A 22,351-nucleotide genomic window follows, 5' to 3' on the forward strand; every position below is an offset into this window, starting at 1 on the left:
CTCGATGAGAGGGCGCCGGGGCCGCGTTTTTTATGGCTTATGGGCAGAGGCTCAGCGTGGCTGCTGCTTGCCGGTCAAGAGCCAATAGCAGAGCGCCGAGCCAAAGCCGCAGCTGGCGATGGCAATCGCCATGGGCAGGGGGGATTCGGGCGGGTTGAGGTTGACCAGGATCCCCACCAGGGCGCCGATGCCAAAGCGCAAGGTGCCGGCGAGCGCCGAGGCGGTGCCCGCGGACTGGGGGAAGTGGCCCATCAGGCCGGTCATAGCGTTGGCCCCCACCAGGCTGATGTGACCGACGAACAGCACCACCGGGATGACGATGCCCCACAGGCCGCCGGTCTGGCTCCAGGCGTTGTAGATGAGCAGGGCGCCCGCGAGCGGCAGCATCATCAGGCCGTATTGCAGCATGCGCTCGGCACCGACCCCCTTCACCAGCCGGCTGTTGACGAAGGTGACCACCATCATCAGCAGGATATTGAGGCCAAACAGCCAGCCGTAGTGCTCGGTCGGTACGTGGAAATACTCGATGTAGACGTAGGGGGAGGCGCTCAAGAAGGCGAACATGCCGGAGCTCGACAGGGCGCCGCACAGCACATAGCCCATGGCGCCGCGATGGGAGAGCACGCCCCAGTAGTTGCGCAGCACCTGGCCGAGTCTGAGAGGCTGCTTGTGCTCGGGTTTGAGGGTCTCCGGGATCTTCCACTGCAGCACCAGGCAGATGAAGAGGCTGATCCCCACCAGCAGCCAGAAGATCACCCGCCAGTCGCTGTGGGCGCTGATGTAGCCGCCCACCACGGGCGCTACCAGGGGCGCCAGCGTCATCACCAGGATCACGAACGACATGGCGCGCGAAAACGCATCCTTCTCGAACAAGTCCCGCAGCAGGGCATTGACCACCACGGAGCCCGCGGCGCCACCGGCGGCCTGCAGCATGCGCCAGGCCAGGAGCTCTGGCAGGGAGTCCGCCATGGCGCAGCCCACCGAGGCGACGGCAAACATGGAGAGTCCCGCCAGGATCACAGGTTTGCGGCCAAAGCTGTCGGCGAGTGGCCCGTAGAACAGCTGGCCGATGGCAAAGCCGCCGAGGAAGGCGCTGATGGTGAGCTGGGCGCCGTCTATGGTGCTGGCCAAGTCCCGGGCGATGGCCGGGATGGCGGGCAGGTACATGTCCACCGCAAGCGGCGTCAGACCCGCCAGGGCGCCGAGCAGGATGAACAGGAAGCGAGGTGAGAGGGGGGTGGCGTGAGGCATAGGGTATCCGAGTCGTGAACAAGGCCGGCAAGGGGCAAGTGTTCAGTCTATCAGCTTTGGCGCCCTTGGGCAGGCTTATCCTGCCCGGTGCCTTGAGGTCTGATCTGCTGATAAATCAGCGCACTGGGCTCGCTATCTTAGGGTTGGGGCGGCGAAGCGCGAGCACCAGCCAGCCCAGCAACCCCAGCAGGGAGAGGCCGTTGCCAAGGCGCTCGGGCCAGCGCTGCGTCAGCCGGAGCGTGAGGGTGTGATTGCCGGCCGGCACCCAGACCTGCAGCAGGCCCTGGCGGTTGGCGCTCACCGTCAGCATCAGCTCCTCGTCGAGCCAGGCCTGCCAGCCCGGATAGTCGTACTGGTGCAGCACCAGCCGGGTGGGCACGGCGGCGCTCACCCTCAGGGTCAGCGCTCTGGGTTGCCAGCCCTGCACCGTCCAGCTGGCGGCGGGGGGATCGGCGCTGACCGGCGGTTGGAACTCCTCCTTCCAGGCGAGCAGGGTGGGGGCGAACATGCCGCCCGGCACCTGTCTTGGCCGATATTCACGGGCGCTGCGCTTGCTGTCGAACTCGCTGGCGATGGCCTCCCTGGTCGGCGCCTGGGTGAGGGGGGCGTGATAGACGTAGGCGAGGGAGGAGACAAGGGTCAGCAGCAAGAGCCCCCACCAGAGCCACTGCCAGGGCTTGTGGGCCGGGGTGCCGAGTGCCACCACGGCGACCGTGGCCAACGCGAGGATGAGGTTCAGTCGCCAGGGGAACTGCACCCGTTGCAAGGGGGGCAGCAGGCTCCAGAGCGGTTGGCTCGGGGGCAGCATCATCAGGAAGGCGAGCACGCCTATGGCCCCCCAGCAGAGCAGCTCGGGATGGTAGGGCTCGCGGGCGGCGGCCCAGGCAACCAGCAGCAACCCCATGGTCAGCACGCTCTGCCAGCCCAGGTGGGCGCGAAAACGCCAGTCATCCAGGCTCGTTGGCAGGCGATCCAGAAAGTTGCGCCGAAAGTCGAACATGCCGCCGCGCATCAGCTCCATGGAGATGGCCCCCTGCTCTGTCATGGCCGGCAGCAAGAGGGCGGTGGCCATGCAGAGCCCCAGCACCTGACCGCCCAGGGCGATCTCGCAGGGCAGCCATGAGCGAGCGCGCCAGGCGAACCTGAGGGCGCGCAGGCCGGTGAGGGCCAGCATCAGCAGCAGGCTGGGCAGGTGGGAGTAGGCCAGCAATGCTATGGCCAGCGCCAGCAGGGGCAGGCCCCCGCGCAGGCGCCGGGTGGCGAGATCCTGCCCCAGCAGGATCAGCGGCGCCCAGACGAAGGCCCAGAATTCGGCCAGTGCGAAGCGGGCGTAGAGATCCATGGCGAGGTGATAGGGCAGGGCCAGGTAGAGCAGGCTGACCGCCAGCGCCCGTCCGGGCTCGCTTACGCTGCGCAGCCACAGGTAGGCAAACAGACCCGAGAGCAGCAGCGCCAGGCTGGCACTGCCGAGCAGGGGATAGACGGCGTGGTGCGCGAGAGCGCCCGGACCGGCGAACAGGGCGCTGACGTAATAGGGGAGCGGGGGGTAGAAGAAGAAGGTGGGGCTGCCAAAGCCGCCGTTCATGGCCATCAGCCAGCGCGGATAGAGCTCCCCCTGCCATAGCTGCTGGGCGAAATAGTGGCCGGAGAGCAAGTGGTGGAACAAGTCGTGCCCTTGCGTGCCTCCCTGCAGCCAGATGGGTAGCAGCAGGAGCGTGCAGGTGAGTACCAGCACCGGCAGGACGAGCAGCCACTCCCTCATTCCCTTCATCGACAACACCTCCCATGGCGAATGCGCAGTGAGTTTAGTCGAGTCGAGAGAGGGAGCCTATAGGGTCTGTCATCCCCATATGGTGGGCGGGCAGCTCACTCCTTGCGTGGTATGGCGAGCCAGAGGCCCGGCTCGGCGCGAAAGCGGGGAGCGAACCAGTGCGTCTCATAGGGGCCGGGCAGCTCGCCTGCCGAGAGGGGCCGGCGGCTGAGGCGGCAGGCCCCCTGGGTCAGGGCGAGGCGGGCGTCTCCCCCGTACCAGCCATCGGTGACGGGCAAGGTGGTGCTCTCGCGCAGCAGCCGTACCCCCCACTGGGTCACCAGGGCTGAACAATTCTGCTCGGCCATCAGCCTCGCCTGGACCATGGCCGGCAAGCTGGGGGCGATCAAGGTGGTACCCAACAGCGCCAGCGCCCCCAGCATGGCTCCCTTTATTGGCCAAGAGGCGACAGACCTTGCCGCAGGCAAGCATCCGGCCAGCAGGATCAGGCCAAGGTAGATGATGGGCGCCAAGTGGCGGGGATTGTCCGGATTCTGGCCAAACAGGGTCCAGAGCAGCAGGACGAGCCAGCCGAGAGGCCAGCTTCTATCAAGCTGTGCTGGCTTGGCCTTTGACCAGAGTGGCCAGAGCAGCAGCCCCATCAGCAGCGGCCAGAGCGGGCCGAGCTGGCTATGCAGGGTTTGGCCCCAGCTTAGCAGCCGCGAGCCGTGGGCCGCCGCCGTGTTGCCCCAGAGGTGAAAGTGACCGTCGGTAAAACGCCTCCCCTCGGCAAAATAGGCCCAGCCATCCGCCTGCCAGACGAACAGCAGGCAGGCCAGCCCCACCAGGGCGATGGGGGCGAGGAAGGCGAGCCGCTGCCCCTTGTGTTGCCATCCCTGCCAGAGTGGCAACAGGGCCAGCACGAAATAGGAGGGGCGAAGGGCCAGTAATAGCCCCACCAGCAGGCCCGCGATGGCAAGCCTGTGTGAAGAGCACGGCGAAGAGGCTGAGGAGGCCGATGACGACGCGCGCAGGACCAGCAAGCTGCCGAGCCAGACGGCCAGCGCAGGCCCGTCCGAGAGACCGGAAAGCGCCAGGGGCGGGGTGAGCGGCAGCGCCATCGCGATGAGCCAGACCGGGGCCAGCAACTCGGGCCGCTGCCACAATCGCACCGCCAGCAAGGCGCTCAGGGGGGGCAGCAGGCTGCTGCCGAGCAGGCTGGCCCACTGCACGGCGCGGGCGGGATCGTCCACCAGTAGGTTGAGCAGGCGGGCGAGCCAGATAAAGGCGGGGTAGCCGGGGAAGTGGGGGGAGAACTCCAGCACGCTGAAGCGCATTACCCCGTGGGCGAAGTTCAGGGCATCGTCTGAATCGAGCGCCACGGGGAAGGAGAGGAGCCAGCCCATCCAGACCCCTTGCAGCAGGAGCAGCAGCCAGATGGGCGGGCAGACGCTAGCCGGTTGTCGAGAGTAGCTCCCTTCTCCCCTGGTGGGAGAAGGGCTGGGGATGAGGGGGGGCATCACTCGGCTGGGGCAATCAGAGTGGCGCCAGCACGGCCATCAGATCCTGCTCGGCGGCCTTGAAGGCCTTCTCATCGGCAACCTTGGCGCCGACCCCGAACACGCCCGGGTTGCCGATGGCATCCAGCACTTTGGCCAGGGCCTGATCCGCGGCCTTGCGATCGGCTTCACTCAGGGAGGGGAGGATAAGATCCAGGAAGCGCTTGCTCTTGACCACCAGCACCTTGGCGGTCTGGTAGTCTCCCAGATTCTGGCCGGCCCCCTCGAGGCGGCGCTCGATCTCGGCCTTGTAGGCGCGATTGAGCAGGATCTGGGTCGTCGCCGCATCTTTGTTCTTGATGGCCTCGGCGAGCGGCGCCTGCAGCACCACCTTGTGATGCTGTTCGAGGTAGGTGAGCTCTTCGCTCAGGCTCGCGAGAATGGCGCTGCCATCCTGGCCTTCACTCGCCGCTGTCAGCAACTGCTCGCGGGCGTCGATCAGGGGCTCCTTGCCCGCCGCCGCGTAGGAGTAGGCTTGCGCCTGCCCCATGGTCGTCAGCAACACTAGGGTGATAAGACCTGCACGAATAAGCATCCTTGGCTCCTTGTAAATGTTGTTCAAGCTGACTCAGGCCCGGCTCCGGGTATCAGTCACTGCATCTTGGTTGCGATGATCGAAAGTGGCAGGGTGTCTGCCACCGGGTTCAAGCCACGCTCTGGGTTTCGATCACGGTATCTTCGTTGTGGTGGTTGAAGGTGACAAGGCGTCTGTCCTCCTTGTCTATCATCAGGTTCAGGCCACGCTCTGGGTTTCGATCACGGTATTTTCGTTGCGATGATTGAAGATGGCATGCCGTCTGTCCACCCCGTCGATCACCATGTCGGCGGCCATCAGCCCCATCTCCATGGCGGTGTCGGTGAAGATGTAACGGAAGGTCCCCTGGCGGCCGCTCATGATGAGGTTGCCAATCGGCATCAGCCGCTGGATGGCTGCATCCCGTCGCCCTTGATAACCAAGATCCATCAGGGGATAGGCATATTCACTGCGGGCCTCGAAGGTCTCATCGCCTAGCCGGCTGGTATCGACCCCAAGGCTCGCCAGATCCTGACTCACTCGCTCGCGCAGGGTGGCGAGCGGCGCCTGCCAGGTGGCATCTCCCGGGTTGCAGGGAACTTCCAGCATCACCGAAGTTTTGCCCGCGGGCGCCATAAAGGGGCTGCGCCGGCGCGGCTCCTGCAAGCGGGTGGCGAGGATGTGCGGATCCGAGAGGTACTGCCAGGTGTTGTCCGACAGGTTCTCCTGATTGAGCGGCATGTTGACGAAGCGCAGGGCACGGTAGTGCAGCTCACAGGGCAAGCCGAGATGCTGGCAGGTCAGCGGCAGGGGCAGGGTGGAAATCACCTGATCGAAGGCCTCGCTCTGCTCCAGGCCATCTTGCTGCCAATGCACTCGCTCGATCCGATCACCCACCCGATCGAGGCGGCTGATGGTGGCGCTCGTCTTGAGCTCGACCCCTTCGGCCACCAGCCGCTCGCCCAGCGTGGTGAAGATCTGGCCGAAGCCGTATTTGGGGTAGCGGTACTTGCGGGCATAGGTGCGCACCGACAGGTTGCCCTTGCGCCTTGGCAGCAGGCGGCGGGCCACGTCTTTCAAGTCAATGAGACTGATGCGCTGACCGGCCCAGTCGGCGGAGAGCCGGTCCGGGTTGATGCCCCACAGTTTGCCGGTATAGCCCTCGAAAAACTGGCGATAGAGGGTGCGACCGAAGTGGCTCTGGATCCACTCGGCGAAGCTCGCCTTGGCAAAATCGCTGGGCTTCTTGGCGAAGGGGAGCAGCAACAAGTCCTTCATGGCCCCGGCCATCAGGGACAGAGGCGCGGTTTTGAGCAGGTTCGGCAGATTGAGGGGGTAGTCGTAGGTGCGCCCGCCAAAGCGGATCACGCTCTTGCGCTCGGCGTGCAGCAGATCCTCTCCCATCAGCTCGTCGATAAAGGCGAGCAGCTCGGGGTTCTTGGTGATGAAGCGGTGGCCACCGTAGTCGAAGCGGTAGTCCCCATCCTTGCCCGCGAAACGCTGGGTGGCGCACATGCCGCCCACCACGGCCTCCTGCTCGAACAGGGTGACCGTAAAGCCCGCCTGGCGCAGACGCCAGGCCGCCATCAGACCGGCCGGACCCGCGCCCAGCACGGCAATTTTTTTACTGCTGTTATCGCCCATCAATCTCTATCCACGAAACAAGGAGAAAAGGGGCCCGCAGGCCCCGCTACTGAAAAAGGCGGCTTATGCCTTGTTGGCCTGAGCCGGCTTGGGCTTGTAGTTGCGATACCAGATGGTCACGAAGACCGCCAGGTAGGTCAGCCAGGTCGCCAGTTGCAGGCCGGCCGGGGAGGCATTGTAGCCGAACAGCGCCCGCAAGAAGGTGCCAAACACGCCTCTGTCGTCGAGAATGTGGCTGATGTTGAACACAGGAGTGGTCCAGAGGGTGATGACCCCCGCCGCCTGCAACATGTTGACGGCGGACGACAGCAGGCCCGCGGCTATGATGATGATGAGCAGACCGGTCCAGCGGAAGAAGGGGGCGAGCGCCACCTTGCGGGTGGAGCGCAGCAGCCCCCACACCAGCACCATGGAGAGAGCCAGCCCGGCCAGGGCGCCGATGAGCCCCTCGTGCAGATCCACCCCTTGCCCCGAATAGATGAGCGCCGAGAAGAAGAGCACAGTCTCGAAGCCTTCGCGCATCACCGCCAGGAAGGCGAGCAACACCAGGCCAAACAGGTTGCCGCCATCGATGGCCGCATCGATACGCGCCGTCATGGCCCCCACCTGGGACTTGGCCTGCTTCTGCATCCAGACCGCCATATAGGTGAGCACCAGGGTCGCGAAGATGAGGATCCCCGCCATCAGCAGGTGGTTGTAGCGTTCGCTCTCGAACTGGCTGACCACCACCTGGAACAGGAAGGCCACCGCAAGGGAAGCAATCAGCCCCAGCACCACCCCCAGATAGATGTACTTGTTGTAACGGCTCGCCCCCAGCTTGGCGAGATAGGAGAGGCAGATACCGACCAGCAGGAAGGCTTCCAGCCCCTCGCGCAGGGTAATGAGGAAACTTGCAAACATCAGGGATGTGCCTCCTGGTTGAGGGCGTGAGTGGTGACGAGGGGCTGCGGCGACGGGGCTGCTAGTTGCAAGTCCCGTTGCTGCAAGTGGTTGAGGGTAACTATGGGCGGCTCAGGTAAAGCAGGCTCGCTGGCGCGCACTATGTCGTTGACCCACTTGGGATAAGTTCGGAAATTGAGTTTGATATCGGCCTGGAAGGGAGCTTTTGCATCCACTGGCAGGGGCCAGGCTTCGTCGCGCCAGCCATCGGCCGGGATGCGGGTGTCTTCCAGGAGCTTGGCGTAGCGCCAGAACTTGAGCCCCACCGGTTTGCCTTCGGCATCGCCGAACACCTTCCTGAACAGGCGCGCATCCTCGGGCACGGCGCCGTCCACCGGTTGGCCGCTTTGCAACACAACCCGGCCGTTGGCATCGGTGACGGTCAGTTCCAGCCAGAGCTCACGAAAATCCGCGACCCCGGTGGGCAGAGCGTGGCCAGCGCCGGTGTTGGCGACCCGCACCACCAGGGTAGGTTGTCCATTTTGCGCTTCGATACGGGCGGACAGGGTTGCGCTGGAACGCAGCAGGGCCAGACTCTCCTGCTCAAGTTCTGGGTTGCGCAGCCCCACCAGCTGGTGCTGGGCGCCGGTGAAGTTATGGCGATAGAGGCGCGCCTTCATGGTGCCGTTCTCGGTGGACTGGCCAGATACGGGAGCGCCGCCGTTGCCGGGCTCCGGGTTCATATGGCAGTCGATGCAGGTACGGCGCGCCGCCGGATCCTCGGCCTTGGCAAAGCTCGAGGCCTGCCACTCGTCCCAGGTGTTGACGATGTTGGCGCCCGTGCCCGGGGCGAATTCGTTATGGCAGGACTTGCACAGGGCCGCGTCCTGATAGAAATCCTTCTGATAAGAGGCCTTGTGCATGGCCGGGCGGGCGTTGATCTGCCGCTCTGCCAGCCAGTGGCGCACGCTGCCGCCGGGAGCATCCTCGAACACATAGCTCTCACGGTCTTTGAGGTTGACGGTGAAGGCGCTGTTGCCGCCGGCGTCCTCGAGCCTGGTGATGCGATGGCAGAGCAGGCAGCCTGTGCCTTCCTCGACCACGGCGTCCCCCGCCTGGTGGGCCTTGATGAGGGACGCGCCCCCTTGCTCCAGCATGTGAGAGCCCTTGGGCAGGTCGGTCTGGCCCGTCATCACCTGTTGAGGCATGTGGCAGCCTTGGCACCACTGGCCGAAGGCCTCTCCCTCGGTCTGTCTGGCCAGCGCTTGCACCGCCTTGTAGTAGGGGTGGGAGTTGCCCATCAGTCGGTGGTTGCTGTCGCTCCAGTCCGCGAAAGCCTGTTGGTGGCAGTTCTGGCAGGAGGCAGAGCTGAGCCACTCCTTGGGATGACTGGTCGGCGCCTTGGCGGGATCCGTGCGCTGGGCATCGAGGCGCAGCCAGTTGGCGAGATAGGGCAGGTTGCCATCGGCGGTCACGAAGGCGTGCAGGTCCTCCATCATGGCCTTGACCTCGGGCTGGGGCCTGGCGGGATCCACCGGCTCGGCGCCGTCGCGGCCGTCATGACCCATGCCGCCCTGGGTTTGCTGGATCATGCGCAGGTATTCGCCGACGAAATCCCCGGCCACCATGTTGGCGAGGTTGGCGTGACCGTTGATGGCATTGTCCCGGCTCTTCTGGCGGTGGGCCTGCATCAGGAACTTATTGGTGAAGTTGAAGCCGTCCAGATGGCAGGAGTTGCAGCTCATCCAGTTGTCCCCCGCCATGGGGAAGCGGCCGTTGGCACTGGTGCTGCCTAGGGTGTTGCCGAGATTGAACAGGCGCTCGCCGCGAATGAGGGCGGCAGGGCGGGGATCGGACTCCACCAGTTGGGTGAAGTGAGGCTTGTCTACCGTCACCCGGGCGAAGGGGCCGCTGCCGCCGCTGGCAAGGCGGGTCAGATCCTGGCCCATGGCGTTGTGCACCAGAATATGGTCGCCGTCGATGAAGAGATCCTGAGGGCTCTGGCCCGGCAGGTGGCGCAGCAACTGGGTCGCCTTGGCGCCCCCCTGGAACTTCTTGCGTCTGTGGCGATTGTTGTTTTGCTTGCCGCTGCGAGAGAGGTCAAACACCAGCAGATCTTCGGAGCCCGCCAGGGTCAGGTAGACCCGCTTGCCGTCGGCGGCGAAGCGGGCGGCGAAGGGGTTGGAGACGATCTGGCTGCGGTTGCCGACATTGGGCAGATTTATCTGCAGGAACAACTGCTTGCGCTCGTCAACCCGCTCGGTCTCGGTGTCCAGATCTATGATGGAGACCGCCGGGAAGACGGTGCTCTGGAACTGGAAGGGATGATCGAAGCTCCACAATACGTGGGGCAGCCAGGCCTCGCTGCCATCGGGGGAGAGCGCTATGCCGTCGAGCAAGCGTGGCAGCCCCTGGGAGTCGCTCGGCGTGGCGCTGTGAGTCTCGGCCAAGGTGATGAGCTTGGGCTTCTCAATGGCCACGGCCGTGGGCGCCTTGCCGAGGTTTTTCAGACTGTAGATGGCAATCTGGCCCGTCATGGCGTGGGTTAGCAGCAGCCGGTCGTCATCGGTCAGCGCCAGCCCGCGCGGGGTTTCGGCGGTCGGGAGATCCAGTTGCAGATCGCCATCCTGGTCATAGGCCTGTAGACGTGCCGACTCGAACAGGGTGACCCAGAACCAGCGCCGCTTGGGGTCGAAGATGACGCCGTAGGGCCTATGGCCGGTAGGAATGGCCTTCTTGAGGTCGAGATCATCATCGAGCAGCAGCAGGCGATCACCGCTGTAATCGGTGACCAGCAGGGCGCCGTCGTCGCTGCGGGCAAGCTGGCGCAGATCGCCGCCAAAGCGAGCCTCCTTGAGCCGTTCGCCGCTGCCTCGTGCGATCAGGGTGACTGAGCCGCCGCTCTGGTTGGCGGTGACGAGGCGCGGCGCACCTGCGTCTTCATACGCCGCCATGGCCGAGCCCATCTGCTGGGCCTGGACCTGTGGCATTCCCAGCAGCAGGCAGGCGAGCAGGAGAGAGAGAATCCGGTTAAACATGGGTCAGGGACGCCATTTGAGCAGGGTCCAGCGCCAGGCGTGACGCAAGACCAGGGGGGTGAGTGCCAAGGCACTCAGCCAGTGGGCCCAGCTGGCCAGATTTCCAAGGCTGTCCCCCGGTGTGCCGTGCAGCACCAGCACCAGACCGCTGGCGAGGCAAACCAGCAGCAAGGCTTCGATGATCTGGCCCGTGGTGCGCAAAAACGGCTTGCGGCTGTGGCGCAGCAGGCGACGATGAGATAGCCAGAAGGCGCCAAACAGCAGGGGGAACAGGGAGAGCGAGAGCATGACGTGGAGAAACAGGTTCCAGCGCGCCAGAGACCAGAGCGGCGTCAGTGGCTCCCACAGCAGCAGGCCGGAGAAGAACATCAGGTAGAGGGTGCCTTCGGCGGCCTGATGGTGATAGGCCAGCCATCGCCAAAAATGTCGTGGTGAGAGAGAAAGGCTTGTCATACAGGCTCCTGCACCCGGGCATTCAACCCGGGGGAGCAAGTTTACAATGGGGTAACCGCAATGAAAAGAGTTATCAATTTCGCTACCGATGAATACACCCTGAACGCAAGGGGGGTTATTTATGATCCGCCAGCCGCTCGGTGATCGCATAGATAAGCGCCGCCAGCGAGAAGGCCAGGAAGACGATCACCGACCACTTCATCTCCACCTCGTTACCGACCCCGTCATCCAGGAAGGCCTTGAGCACCTCGATCCCGGCGATGGTCACCAGGGAGTTGATGACGATGAGCTTCAAGGAGGCGAAGTTGATCTTGCTGAGCCAGTTGTTGCCAAGGGCCTCCCGTTGTTCCTGGGTCTGGATGAACTGCACGAAGCCGCAGACCGCCACCAGGATCAGCATCTGGGCCACCAGCACGAAGTCCACCAGGGTCAGCACCCCTGTGATGAGGTCCATGTAGTGGATCTCGATGATGTCGCGGCACAAGACATAGAGCTGCATGGCAAATTTCACCATCAGCAGGGCGACGCACACCAGGATGGCCACATAAAAGGGGAACATCATCAACCGGCTGCCATTGAGCATGAAGTGAAAGCGACGCATGGGGTTTCCTGAGCAGAGTGTGAATGAGGTAATGGCGCTGATTATGACCGTAATTGGCCGCTCAGGACAGATTCCCGGTTCAATCCGCTAAATGGCGAAGGCGCTCGGTGAATGGGGTGCAAAGTAGCCAAAATAATGACCCCTGTATAAATCATTTTCATTATTTTCAGATAGATGTGATCCCCACCGTAATTTCACTTTGTGAGGCCGGGGTGCTGAAAACCGCACTCTATACTCCAATCTGTCAAAGACTTGCCTGATGTGCTCACCGGACGGGATCCGGTTTGAGTGTGTCTTGCGCAAGCGGTACTCGTCCTCACCCACACAAGCTGCTTTTGATAAGGAACATCATCATGTCGCTGACATTCATCAGAACACCCATCGCACTTGGACTGGCAAGCTGTCTTATCACGGCGTTTTCCGCACAGGCGGAGATAGTGATCGGCGTGGCAGGCCCCTTCACCGGGCCGAACGCCACCTATGGCGATCAGTATTGGCACGGCGCGACCCAGGCCGCCAACGACATCAACGCCGCGGGCGGGATCAATGGGGAAAAGATCAAGTTGGTGCAGGGGGACGACGCCTGTGAGCCAAAACAGGCGGTCGCAGTGGCCAACCGTCTGGTGGATCAGGAGAAAGTGAATGCGGTGGTCGGTCACTTCTGCTCATCCTCCACCATGCCCGCCTCCGAGGTGTATAACGACGCTGGGATCATCGCCATTACCCCGGGCTCGACCAATCCACTGATCACCGAGCGTGGTATGAGTGACATGTTCCGCATGTGCGGGCGCGATGACCAGCAAGGGCAGGTGGCCAGTGACTTCATCGTCGACAAGCTCAAAGCCAAGCGGGTGGTGATCATTCACGACAAGGACACCTATGGGCAGGGGCTGGCGGACGCGACCAAGGCGGCACTGGCCAAGCGCGGTGTGAAGGACGTGATGTACGAGGGGCTGTCCCGCGGCGAGAAAGACTTCAACGCCCTGGTGACCAAGATAGGCGCCCAGAAACCCGATGTGGTGTTCTTCGGCGGCTGTCACCCGGAAGGGGGGCCTCTGGTGCGCCAGATGCGCGAGCAGGGGGTGTCGGCCAAGTTCTTCTCGGGTGATTGCATCGTCAACGCCGAGATGGTTACCGCCGCCGGTGGCCCTCAGTACACCAATGGCATCTACATGACCTTCGGCCAGGATCCGCGCCTGATCCCGGATGGCAAGGCGGTCATAGAGGCATTCCGCGCCAATAAATTTGAGCCAGAAGGCTACACCCTCTATGCCTACGCCTCCGTGCAGACCATAGCCGCGGCGTTCAAGGCGGCCGGCAGCACAGACTCTGCCAAGGCCAGCGCCTGGCTGAAGGCAAATACGGTTGAGACCGTGATGGGCAAAAAATCCTGGGACAGCAAGGGTGACTTGAAGGTCTCTGACTACGTGGTCTATGAATGGGACGACAAGGGCGCCTATAAAGAAGTCAAATAACGACATAGTGAATAACGCTCAGCGCCGACTGCGGTCGGCGCTTTATAAACACCCGGCCTCGGTGGCCTATAACGAGAGCGTACTATGATGGATGCATTTTTCTTGCAACAACTTATAAATGGATTAACGCTGGGCTCCGTCTACGGTCTGATTGCCATCGGCTACACCATGGTGTACGGCATTATCGGCATGATCAATTTTGCCCACGGCGAAGTGTATATGATCTCGGCTTATCTCAGTGCCATTGGCCTGGCCCTGTTGTCCTTCTTCGGGCTGCACTCTTTCCCCCTGCTTATCCTCGGCACCCTGGTCTTTACCATAGTGGTGACCGGGGTATATGGCTGGACCATTGAGCGCATCGCTTATAAGCCGCTACGTAATTCTACCCGTCTGGCGCCGCTTATTTCCGCCATCGGCATGTCGCTAATATTGCAGAACTACGCGCAAATAAGTCAGGGGCCACGCCAGCAGGGGGTTCCTACCCTGCTTGACGGGGTATTTCGTTTTCACATAGATGACGGTTTTGTCCAGATAACCTACACCAAGGTCTTTATTCTGATTGCCTCGTTCGCAGGCATGTTGCTGCTCACCTGGATCATCAACAATACCAACCTGGGGCGCATGTGCCGGGCGGTGCAGCAGGACAGGAAAATGGCCTCCATCATTGGCATCAATACGGACAGGATCATCTCGCTGGTGTTTGTGATGGGGGCGGCCATGGCGGGATTGGCCGGCGTCCTTATCACCTTCAACTACGGCACTTTTGATTTCTATGTCGGCTTTATCATCGGCATCAAGGCCTTTACCGCCGCGGTATTGGGGGGGATTGGCTCCCTGCCCGGTGCCATGCTGGGGGGCCTTATTCTCGGCATCGCAGAGGCGCAATTCTCGGGCATGGTCAATTCCGATTACAAGGATGTCTTCTCGTTCGGATTGCTGGTGATGATCCTCATCTTTCGTCCTCAGGGGCTGCTTGGTCGCCCCATCGTCAGCAAAGTGTGAGGGCGTAACATATGACGTCACAGACGACATTACATCAGGGTTTCTCGCTCAAACGCTGCTTTCTGGATGCCATTTTCGCCGGTTTGGTGGCGCTGATTATCTTTGGCCCCATCGTCGGCGTGGTGCTGGATGGCTACAGCTTTAATTTCGCAGGACAAAGGTTGGTGTGGATCGTGCTGGCCGTCATGGTCGGCCGGTTTCTGATGAGCGTTTTTCTGACCACGGCCGCGGGCACTCGTCTGCTCGCGTGCTTTGAGACGGATAATGGCGGGGTCTATGTACGGGAGCCCGATTACAAGAACCCGCTGCGCTGGATCATCCCGCTGGTGCTCGTGCTGGCGATCTGCTTCCCCTTCGTGGCCACCAAATATGTGCTGACGGTGGCGATCCTCGGCCTCATCTATGTGTTGCTCGGGCTGGGGCTGAATATAGTAGTGGGGCTGGCGGGCTTGCTGGATCTGGGATATGTCGCCTTCTATGCCATCGGGGCCTATGGTCTCGCGCTGGGTTATCAATACCTTGGGCTCGGGTTCTGGTCCATGTTGCCCTTGGTGGCGCTGATATCGGCGGCGGCTGGCGCCTTGTTGGGGTTCCCGGTATTGCGCATGCACGGGGATTATCTGGCGATAGTGACCCTCGGCTTCGGGGAGATCATTCGCCTGATCCTGAATAACTGGCTGGCGTTTACCGGCGGCCCCAATGGGATTTCGGCCCCGGCACCCACGTTGTTTGGCCTGGAGTTTGGACGGCGGGCAAAAGAGGAGGGCGGGGTGCCCTTCCACGAGTTCTTCCACCTGACCTATGACCCCAACCTGAAATTCATCTTTATCTATGGGGTGCTGGTGGCCGTGGTGGTCTGGGTGCTCTATGTCAAACATCGGCTGACCCGCATGCCCATTGGGCGCGCCTGGGAAGCGCTGCGCGAAGATGAAATTGCCTGCCGCTCCATGGGGCTCAATCATGTGCTGGTCAAGCTCTCAGCCTTCACGCTCGGAGCCTCCACCGCAGGCATTGCCGGGGTGTTTTTTGCCACCTATCAGGGTTTTGTCAACCCGACCTCCTTCACCTTCTTCGAGTCTGCCCTGATCCTCGCCATCGTGGTGCTGGGCGGCATGGGCTCGACAATCGGTGTCGTGCTGGCGGCCTTTGTGCTGACCGTCACGCCCGAGCTGCTGCGGGGCTTTGCCGAATACCGCGTATTGTTGTTTGGCATCCTGATGGTGGTGATGATGATCTGGCGGCCACGGGGGCTTATCCGCATCAATCGCAGCGGCTTTGCGGTGCGAAAGGGGGTGGCACCATGACAACCCAGGTACTGAATGACATGATCCTGAGCGTGGAACACCTGATGATCTCCTTTGGCGGTATCAAGGCGCTCAACGACGTGAGCCTGGAGGTGCGGCGGGGCTCCATTACCGCCCTCATAGGCCCCAACGGCGCAGGGAAAACCACGGTGTTCAACTGCCTGACCGGTTTTTATCGGGCCACCGGCGGCAACATCTTCTTCAACGCCCGCAACGAGACCACCAACGTGATAAAGGTCCTCGGCCAGGCATTCCAGCCAGGGGACTGGGTCAACCCGGCGCAGCTCGGGCAGCGCATCTTCTACAAGATGTTTGGCGGTACCCACCTGGTGAACCGGGCTGGGCTCGCCCGTACTTTTCAGAATATCCGTCTGTTTAGGGAGATGTCAGTAGTGGAAAACTTGCTGGTTGCCCAGCATATGCAGGTGAACCGCAACCTGCTGGCCGGTGTGCTCAACACCCCGGCGTACCGGCGGGCCGAGAGTCGCGCCCTGGATCGCGCCTTCTACTGGCTCGAGGTGGTGGATCTGGTGGATTGTGCCAACCGGCTGGCGGGGGAGATGTCTTATGGCCAGCAGCGGCGGCTCGAGATCGCGCGGGCCATGTGCACGGCCCCCGAGATGATCTGCCTCGATGAGCCGGCAGCTGGCCTGAACCCGGTGGAGACGCGCACCCTCAGCAAGATCATCCGGTTTTTGCGCGACCATCACGGCATCACTGTGCTGTTGATTGAGCACGACATGGGCATGGTGATGGATATTTCGGACCACATCATAGTGCTGGATCACGGCGATGTGATTGCACAGGGGAAACCCGAGCAGATCCAGCACGATGACAAGGTCATTGCCGCCTATCTGGGGACCGACGAAGACGAGGTCAGCGCATGAGCGAGGCTATGCTGGAGTTTCGTCATATCGACGTCTTCTATGGTGCCATCCAGGCGCTGCAACAGGTCAGCCTGCAGGTCAATCAGGGGGAAACGGTGGCCTTGATCGGCGCGAACGGTGCCGGGAAGTCCACGCTCTTGATGTCGATCTTTGGTCAGCCCCGCATTCGCAGCGGGCAGATCCTGTTTTGCGGCGAGGAGATCAGCCATCAATCCACGCACTTTGTGGCCTCGGCAGGCATTGCCCAGGTGCCGGAGGGGAGGCGCGTCTTCCCGGACATGACGGTGGAAGAGAATCTGCTGATGGGCACCATCCCCATCGGCAGTCAATTCGCGGCGCAGGATATGCAAGCCATGTTCGACTTGTTCCCGCGCTTGAAGGAGCGACGCAAGCAAAGGGCGATGACCATGTCCGGTGGGGAGCAGCAGATGCTGGCCATCGCCCGCGCCCTGATGAGCCGCCCCAAGTTGCTGCTGCTGGACGAGCCCAGCCTGGGGCTTGCCCCCATAGTCGTGAAACAGATCCTGCACACACTGCGTGAATTGGCGCAAAGCGGCATGACGATCTTCCTGGTAGAGCAAAATGCCCACCATGCCCTGAAGCTGTCCGATCGTGGCTATGTGATGGTCAACGGCAAGATCCGGCTAAGCGGCACAGGTGAGGAGTTGCTGGGCAATCAGGAGGTGCGCAGAGCCTATCTGGGCGGCGCAGAATGACAAAAGCCCGCTCAGTTTCCTAAGCGGGCTCTCTAAAATGGCTCCCTCGACAGGACTTGAACCTGTGACATACGGATTAACAGTCCGCCGTTCTACCGACTGAACTACGAGGGAATTGGCTCCTCCTACTGGACTTGAACCAGTGACATACGGATTAACAGTCCGCCGTTCTACCGACTGAACTAAGGAGGAATTGCCTGTCTCGATGAGACGGTGCGGATATTAATGGCCACTCGGCCGAGTGTCAACCCGTAACCCTGCGCAAAAAATGCCTTTTTGGTCCGTTTGCCCAAAACTTGGCCGCCGTGGACTATTTTCAACACAATCAGCAGCTTGAGATGATCCCTCCGTTGCGTGCTCTGGACTTATGGCACTAGCTCTGATGCAGTGGTGCCAACCACCATTCCAGGGGAAGGTGGCAAGAAGCCCCTGACCTGTGGCTCCTTCCCGCACCCAGCCATCGACGCCCTCAATTCCGGTATTGCCGTGCAGACAAGTGAATCGGATTGCACGGCCCTTTGCTCGCCGACTCTATATTCGATGGGAAAGGCGTGCGACGAATGGCAAGCAACATCGGCGATATGCGGCGTATCCACGGCAATAATGCGGGCTAATGGCCATTTCTTGATCCTGCCCATCGAAATGTTGCGCCGGCTCGGGTATGGTTGCCCTCGATACCATCGCCGCGTCGACAGCTCTGCCGGCCCTTGATGATGATCGGGTGCCGGGTCACGCCGGCCTTTGTCTCCTCCTTCTGGTATTACCCAATACATGCACAATCAAGCTTCCTTACAAGGCGTGAAGCTGGCCATAGCGTTGCGCCAATCCTGTTTCGATGAACCCTATAGCGTTGCGCGTTTCGGGCGCGATCTCATCGCCGGCATCACGGTCGGCATCATCGCCATCCCGCTCGCCATGGCGCTGGCCATCGCCAGCGGCGTGCCGCCCCAGCATGGCCTCTATACCGCCATCATCGCTGGCATCGTCATCGCGGTGACCGGGGGCTCGCGCTTCTCCATTTCGGGACCGACCGCCGCCTTCGTGGTGATCCTCTACCCGGTGGCCCAGCAGTTCGGGGTCGGCGGTCTGCTGATGGCAACCCTGCTCTCCGGCTTCTTCTTGGTCGCCATGGGGATGGCCAGGCTCGGTCGCCTCATAGAATACATTCCGCCGTCAGTGACCCTGGGTTTCACCGGCGGTATTGCCATCGTGATCGCCACCTTGCAGGTCAAGGACTTCTTCGGCCTGCAGGTGCCCGAGATGCCGGAGACCTACATCGGCAAGGTCGAGGCCCTGGCCCAGGCCCTGCCAAGCTGGCAGTGGGGGGATACTCTGGTCGGCGTGGCCACTTTGGCGGTGTTGCTGCTCTGGCCGAGACTGCGGCTGCCGGTGCCGGGTCACCTGCCCGCCGTGCTGGTGGGGGTGGGCCTTGGCTTTGGCCTGCACACCATGGGCATCGATGTGGCGACCATCGGCAGCAAGTTCAGCTATACCCTGGCCGATGGCACTCAGGGCATGGGGATCCCCCCCATAGCGCCGACCCTGATGATGCCCTGGTCACTGCCAGGACCGGATGGCTCCCCCGTGGTGTGGGATCTGGCGGCTATCGAGCGCCTGCTGCCCGCCGCCTTCTCCATGGCCATGCTGGGGGCCATCGAATCCCTGCTCTGCGCCGTGGTGCTCGATGGCATGACGGGGCGCAAGCACAGCTCCAACGGTGAGCTGGTGGGGCAGGGGCTTGGCAACATTTTGGCCCCCTTCTTCGGCGGTATCACGGCGACGGCCGCCATCGCCCGCTCCGCCGCCAACGTGCGGGCCGGCGCTACTTCACCTGTTTCGGGCATAGTCCATGCTCTGGTGGTGCTGGCCGCGATTCTGGTGCTGGCCCCCTGGCTCTCCTGGTTGCCCCTCTCCGCCATGGCGGCCCTGCTGTTGCTGGTGGCCTGGAACATGAGCGAGGCTCACAAGGTTGTGGATCTCATTCGCCGCGCACCGCGTTCGGACGTGCTGGTGCTGCTGGTCTGCCTGTCGCTGACCGTCATCTTCGACATGGTCATCGCCATCACCTTCGGGGTGATCCTGGCGTCCCTGCTGTTTATGCGCGAGATAGCCAAGATGACCAAGCTGCACAACCTGGCCGAGCACAAGCGCTACGCCGGCGAGGTGCAGGTGGGAACCCTGGTCTACAAGATCAACGGCCCCCTGTTCTTCGCGGCGGCGGAGCGGGTGTTCGGCGAGTTGCTGGCCCAGGTGAAGGATCACAAGACGCTGGTGCTGCAGATGGAGGCGGTCTCCATTCTGGATGCGGGCGGCCTGTCCGCCTTCCAGCAGTTTGCCAAGCGGATGGCCAAGGCCGGGGTGCGGGTACGGGTGGCGGAATTGCAGTTCCAGCCGCTCAAGACCCTGGCCCGTGGCAAGGTGCGCCCCATCCCGGGGGAGCTGGAGTTTTACGGCTCCCTGGAAGAAGCCATCAAAGGGGAACCCTTGCACGAAGTGGCTGAAAATTGAGTGAAAGGGATAGGAAATGGCAGGTTTTTGGTCACTTGGTTCGGTAATTGAGCAGTTAACTGCAAAAGGTGAAAAATAGCATTGACCGACCCGCGCCTATCCCTTACATTACGCCCCGTTCCAACGCAAACAGCGAAACGAACGAAAATTTGGTGAGGTGTCCGAGTGGCTGAAGGAGCACGCCTGGAAAGTGTGTATACGGCAACGTATCGAGGGTTCGAATCCCTCCCTCACCGCCAAATTTAGAAAAACCGACCTCAGGGTCGGTTTTTTGCTTTCTGGCTGTCGGTGCCAACGACAGTCCTTGAAATGCCAGACCCCGCTCGCACGAGCGGGGTCTTTGTTTTTACGCCTCTTTCGTTTTCCTCCCAGTTTCTTCAGTCGGTGACGACGTCCCGGCAAAGCCCCTTGCTTCGCACTCTCTGCTTTCCTATCGATCTCTTGAGTCGCCAACGGCGGCAGGGGGTTCTCTTATTTGCCCTCAGGTTCTCTCTTGCCTCTGCTTCCGGCTATCAGAAGATGACCCCGACGAGGCGATCGAGCAGCACGTCGAAGGGGAACAGGGTCAGCAGCAGTGGGACGAAGGGGACGACACTCGCCAGCACCAGTTGCAGGAACATGTCCCGGCTAAAGGGGATGGGCCTTATCTCCTTGATGACGGTAAAGGCATTGCCCAGATCGGCGAGGGACTGGATATCGGCGGCGCCGAGCAGGGTCTCCCCCTCCCGGTCGCAGCTCTTGAGCCAACGGCGCTCGAAGCCGCGACTGTATTCGGCCGCGAGGGCGCCATATTCCCGCAGCCCCTGCCGCTTGGCCGCCATGATGTGGGGGGCAAACACCCCCAGCGGTGCCAGCACCAGTACCAGTCCGAAACCGGCCAGCAATACTATCTCCGGCTTGTAGGCGGTGAGGACGGCGGCATCGTAGAAGATGCGGTTGGCGATAAAACCCGCCAGCTGGGCCCCGAAGGCGGTCAGCAGCGGCGAGTAGGCGTAGGCGGCCGCACCGAGGAACCCCAGACCGCAGTTGCGATCCGGGTGGGTCGGCAGCAGTTCGAGCCGGATCCGGGAGACCTGCCAGAGAAAGCGGGTCCAGATGAAGATGCGATAGAGCCAGCGCAGGATCAGAAACTGGATGATGGGGTTGCTCACCCAGAAGAACCAGTAGCCAGGCAGGGTCAGGGTGATGGCCCCCTGGTACATGGTGGCGTACCAGGTCGAGGATTGCAGGACGAAGGTGTTGATCCGAAGAAAATACCCCATGGAGAGCACGATCAGGATCAGGGTCACCTCGGCGGGGATGGAGTTGCGCCAGCGCATGGCGCTCTGGATGGCGTCATAGAAGCGGGGCAGGGAGAGGGGAGAGATGAGATCCCGCTCGACGAACTGGCTGACGATCCCGCGGATGCGCTGATGGACGATGAGCTCCGCATAGACCAGCAGGGAGACGCAGACCAGAAAGCGCACATGGGTCTCCACATCCAGCAGGAAGGGGACGGCCACGCCCTGCAACAGGCTGCCCTCCAGGGCACACAGCAGCAACAGGGGCAGCCAGCAGATCCCGCTCAGCACCAGGATCCGCCGCCGGATATGGGCCTTGATCTCCCCAAGGTGTGCCCGGCTCCAGAGCTGGTACAGGGGGCCGCCGAGGATCAGGGAGAAATTATACGGATCGGACAGGGGCGAGCCCTGCGGGCCTGGGGTCGCGGATGGTTTATGGCTGGACATAATAAGCCCCTCGCTGGGTGATAGGGTGCGGGAAAATGTGCCCGGCGCAGGACGCCAACGCCGGGACGAGAGGAGGTGGAGCCGGGAGCAGCAGAGGAAAAACGAATCGCCATGTTCCCGATGGCGAAGATGGGGGAGAGCACCATAAGGTTCGCCGCTCACGTTCATCGATTGACTGCACCATCGCCATGCCCCTGTTTGGACTCATCTATTAGGTATAGCGTCGGGCAGGCAGATGGCGGTTGTGACGAGTGGCGACGGGATGGTCAGGGCTTTTAATCGGCGAGATTGCTGCTCTCTGGCTGCTGTGGCTAACGCTTTGCGCTGAGCTCAAGATTGTCGCGCCTCTGGGTTGGCGCCATGGCCGATATGAGGGTTTGCCGAGTGCCGACAATGGGTATGAGGCAGATAAATACACCTGATTGGGCAATTTATTGCGTACTTTTAAGATGAATAAACTGCAAATGCAATTTATGGTGGTGTTATGAACTGCATAGGCAATAAATTGCGGTGTTTGCTATGGTGGGTAATCCAAGGGGTGGTTATAACACCTTGTTTTATATTAGAAAGTTAGACTGGCATGGTCACTGCTAATGGTTTCGGTTGAGTGTCATTACCGTTCAATCAATCAGGAGCATACCCATGCCAACTCCATGTTATATCAGCATCGAAGGTAAAACCCAGGGCAACATCACCGCCGGTGCCTTCACCTCCGACTCCGTCGGCAACATCTTCGTGCAGGGCCACGAAGACGAGATGCTGGTGCAAGAGTTCCAGCACGTCGTCACAGTGCCGACCGATCCGCAATCTGGCCAGCCGGCTGGTCAGCGTGTCCACAAGCCGTTCAAGTTCACCGTGGCCCTGAACAAGGCCGTTCCCCTGATGTACAACTCCCTGGCTTCCGGCGAGATGCTGCCGAAGGTGACCCTGAAGTGGTTCCGCACCTCAGTCGAGGGCAAGCAGGAGCACTTCTTCAGCACTGTGCTGACCGATGCCACTATCGTCGACATCGACTGCCAGATGCCCCATTGCCAGGATCCGGC

The 22,351-nt window shown here is 61.8% G+C and carries 17 protein-coding genes and 3 tRNA genes; 8 read left to right on the top strand and 12 right to left on the bottom strand.

The genetic code is table 11. The annotated features are described in order from the left end of the window. Positions 1 to 51 precede the first annotated feature (51 nt). From CUC44_RS10360 to CUC44_RS10400, 9 genes are all read right to left on the bottom strand, one after another. Entirely contained in the window at positions 52 to 1,251 is a 1,200-nt protein-coding gene (locus tag CUC44_RS10360) for a Bcr/CflA family multidrug efflux MFS transporter (RefSeq protein ID WP_100859883.1), read from the bottom strand. A 115-nt stretch (positions 1,252 to 1,366) separates the two neighbouring features. Beyond that, positions 1,367 to 3,022 carry a hypothetical protein gene (locus CUC44_RS10365; RefSeq protein ID WP_100859884.1) on the bottom strand — a complete coding sequence of 552 codons (1,656 nt, stop codon included), beginning with the start codon at positions 3,020 to 3,022 and terminating at the stop codon, positions 1,367 to 1,369. A 95-nt stretch (positions 3,023 to 3,117) separates the two neighbouring features. Next, complete coding sequence (locus tag CUC44_RS10370) at positions 3,118 to 4,434, bottom strand: hypothetical protein (protein WP_100859907.1); 1,317 nt, start codon at positions 4,432 to 4,434, stop codon at positions 3,118 to 3,120. Positions 4,435 to 4,537: 103 nt separating this feature from the next. Beyond that, a complete protein-coding gene (locus tag CUC44_RS10375) occupies positions 4,538 to 5,095 on the bottom strand; it encodes a hypothetical protein (protein ID WP_100859885.1) in 558 nt (185 codons plus the stop codon). Between the two features lie 198 nt (positions 5,096 to 5,293). Beyond that, positions 5,294 to 6,718 (bottom strand): FAD-dependent oxidoreductase, encoded by a 1,425-nt coding sequence (locus CUC44_RS10380; RefSeq protein ID WP_100859886.1) that lies wholly within the window; start codon positions 6,716 to 6,718, stop codon positions 5,294 to 5,296. 63 nt (positions 6,719 to 6,781) lie between these two features. After that, positions 6,782 to 7,618: an FTR1 family iron permease gene (locus CUC44_RS10385; protein ID WP_100859887.1), complete on the bottom strand. Its 837-nt coding sequence runs from the start codon at positions 7,616 to 7,618 to the stop codon at positions 6,782 to 6,784. Beyond that, positions 7,618 to 10,635 (bottom strand): NHL repeat-containing protein, encoded by a 3,018-nt coding sequence (locus tag CUC44_RS10390; protein ID WP_244166760.1) that lies wholly within the window; start codon positions 10,633 to 10,635, stop codon positions 7,618 to 7,620. The genes CUC44_RS10385 and CUC44_RS10390 overlap by 1 nt, the downstream gene beginning before the upstream one ends. Before the next feature lie 3 nt (positions 10,636 to 10,638). Continuing rightward, positions 10,639 to 11,088, bottom strand: coding sequence for a hypothetical protein (locus CUC44_RS10395; protein WP_100859888.1), 450 nt, complete (start codon positions 11,086 to 11,088; stop codon positions 10,639 to 10,641). Positions 11,089 to 11,203: 115 nt separating this feature from the next. Then, positions 11,204 to 11,689 carry a YqhA family protein gene (locus tag CUC44_RS10400; RefSeq protein WP_100859889.1) on the bottom strand — a complete coding sequence of 162 codons (486 nt, stop codon included), beginning with the start codon at positions 11,687 to 11,689 and terminating at the stop codon, positions 11,204 to 11,206. 353 nt (positions 11,690 to 12,042) lie between these two features. On the opposite strand from CUC44_RS10400, the gene CUC44_RS10405 reads away from it, so the two are divergent. The 5 genes from CUC44_RS10405 (at position 12,043) to CUC44_RS10425 (ending at position 17,073) form a co-directional block, all read left to right on the top strand. Further along, complete coding sequence (locus CUC44_RS10405; protein WP_100859890.1) at positions 12,043 to 13,164, top strand: branched-chain amino acid ABC transporter substrate-binding protein; 1,122 nt, start codon at positions 12,043 to 12,045, stop codon at positions 13,162 to 13,164. Between the two features lie 102 nt (positions 13,165 to 13,266). Then, positions 13,267 to 14,166 (top strand): ABC transporter permease subunit, encoded by a 900-nt coding sequence (locus tag CUC44_RS10410; protein ID WP_244166761.1) that lies wholly within the window; start codon positions 13,267 to 13,269, stop codon positions 14,164 to 14,166. Positions 14,167 to 14,177: 11 nt separating this feature from the next. Beyond that, the gene (gene livM / locus CUC44_RS10415; protein WP_100859891.1) at positions 14,178 to 15,470 is read left to right on the top strand and encodes a high-affinity branched-chain amino acid ABC transporter permease LivM; all 1,293 of its coding nucleotides are present in this window, start codon (positions 14,178 to 14,180) and stop codon (positions 15,468 to 15,470) included. Next, on the top strand, positions 15,467 to 16,357 hold the full coding sequence (locus tag CUC44_RS10420; protein ID WP_100859892.1) for an ABC transporter ATP-binding protein: 891 nt from the start codon (positions 15,467 to 15,469) through the stop codon (positions 16,355 to 16,357). The genes livM and CUC44_RS10420 overlap by 4 nt, the downstream gene beginning before the upstream one ends. Continuing rightward, positions 16,354 to 17,073: an ABC transporter ATP-binding protein gene (locus tag CUC44_RS10425; RefSeq protein WP_100859893.1), complete on the top strand. Its 720-nt coding sequence runs from the start codon at positions 16,354 to 16,356 to the stop codon at positions 17,071 to 17,073. The genes CUC44_RS10420 and CUC44_RS10425 overlap by 4 nt, the downstream gene beginning before the upstream one ends. Positions 17,074 to 17,111: 38 nt before the next feature. Here CUC44_RS10425 and CUC44_RS10430 read toward each other — a convergent pair. Both CUC44_RS10430 and CUC44_RS10435 read right to left on the bottom strand, forming a co-directional pair. Further along, positions 17,112 to 17,187, bottom strand: a tRNA-Asn gene (locus CUC44_RS10430). A 2-nt stretch (positions 17,188 to 17,189) separates the two neighbouring features. Beyond that, positions 17,190 to 17,265 (bottom strand) — tRNA-Asn (locus CUC44_RS10435). A 579-nt stretch (positions 17,266 to 17,844) separates the two neighbouring features. Here CUC44_RS10435 and dauA point away from each other — a divergent pair. Together dauA and CUC44_RS10445 are read left to right on the top strand one after the other, a co-directional pair. Next, a complete protein-coding gene (gene dauA / locus CUC44_RS10440; protein WP_100859894.1) occupies positions 17,845 to 19,581 on the top strand; it encodes a C4-dicarboxylic acid transporter DauA in 1,737 nt (578 codons plus the stop codon). Between the two features lie 151 nt (positions 19,582 to 19,732). Next, a tRNA-Ser gene (locus tag CUC44_RS10445) sits at positions 19,733 to 19,820 on the top strand. A 273-nt stretch (positions 19,821 to 20,093) separates the two neighbouring features. Here CUC44_RS10445 and CUC44_RS10450 read toward each other — a convergent pair. Beyond that, positions 20,094 to 21,308 carry a hypothetical protein gene (locus tag CUC44_RS10450; RefSeq protein WP_100859895.1) on the bottom strand — a complete coding sequence of 405 codons (1,215 nt, stop codon included), beginning with the start codon at positions 21,306 to 21,308 and terminating at the stop codon, positions 20,094 to 20,096. 642 nt (positions 21,309 to 21,950) lie between these two features. Here CUC44_RS10450 and hcp1 point away from each other — a divergent pair. Next, positions 21,951 to 22,351: type VI secretion system effector Hcp1 (hcp1, locus tag CUC44_RS10455; protein ID WP_100859896.1), on the top strand; the 401-nt coding region annotated here is incomplete at its 3' end.

The sequence above is a fragment of the Aeromonas lusitana genome, assembly GCF_002812985.1.
Classification (GTDB): Bacteria; Pseudomonadota; Gammaproteobacteria; order Enterobacterales; family Aeromonadaceae; genus Aeromonas; species Aeromonas lusitana.

Excerpts from the sequence above, each read along its gene's own strand:
- CUC44_RS10380 (WP_100859886.1), bottom strand. The coding sequence starts at position 6,718 with ATGGGCGATAACAGCAGTAAAAAAATTGCCGTGCTGGGCGCGGGTCCG.
- livM (WP_100859891.1), top strand. The coding sequence starts at position 14,178 with ATGACGTCACAGACGACATTACATCAGGGTTTCTCGCTCAAACGCTGC.
- CUC44_RS10385 (WP_100859887.1), bottom strand. The coding sequence starts at position 7,618 with ATGTTTGCAAGTTTCCTCATTACCCTGCGCGAGGGGCTGGAAGCCTTC.
- dauA (WP_100859894.1), top strand. The coding sequence starts at position 17,845 with ATGCACAATCAAGCTTCCTTACAAGGCGTGAAGCTGGCCATAGCGTTG.
- CUC44_RS10365 (WP_100859884.1), bottom strand. The coding sequence starts at position 3,022 with ATGAAGGGAATGAGGGAGTGGCTGCTCGTCCTGCCGGTGCTGGTACTC.
- CUC44_RS10420 (WP_100859892.1), top strand. The coding sequence starts at position 15,467 with ATGACAACCCAGGTACTGAATGACATGATCCTGAGCGTGGAACACCTG.
- CUC44_RS10425 (WP_100859893.1), top strand. The coding sequence starts at position 16,354 with ATGAGCGAGGCTATGCTGGAGTTTCGTCATATCGACGTCTTCTATGGT.
- CUC44_RS10405 (WP_100859890.1), top strand. The coding sequence starts at position 12,043 with ATGTCGCTGACATTCATCAGAACACCCATCGCACTTGGACTGGCAAGC.
- CUC44_RS10395 (WP_100859888.1), bottom strand. The coding sequence starts at position 11,088 with ATGACAAGCCTTTCTCTCTCACCACGACATTTTTGGCGATGGCTGGCC.
- CUC44_RS10360 (WP_100859883.1), bottom strand. The coding sequence starts at position 1,251 with ATGCCTCACGCCACCCCCCTCTCACCTCGCTTCCTGTTCATCCTGCTC.
- CUC44_RS10450 (WP_100859895.1), bottom strand. The coding sequence starts at position 21,308 with ATGTCCAGCCATAAACCATCCGCGACCCCAGGCCCGCAGGGCTCGCCC.
- CUC44_RS10400 (WP_100859889.1), bottom strand. The coding sequence starts at position 11,689 with ATGCGTCGCTTTCACTTCATGCTCAATGGCAGCCGGTTGATGATGTTC.
- CUC44_RS10375 (WP_100859885.1), bottom strand. The coding sequence starts at position 5,095 with ATGCTTATTCGTGCAGGTCTTATCACCCTAGTGTTGCTGACGACCATG.
- CUC44_RS10390 (WP_244166760.1), bottom strand. The coding sequence starts at position 10,635 with ATGTTTAACCGGATTCTCTCTCTCCTGCTCGCCTGCCTGCTGCTGGGA.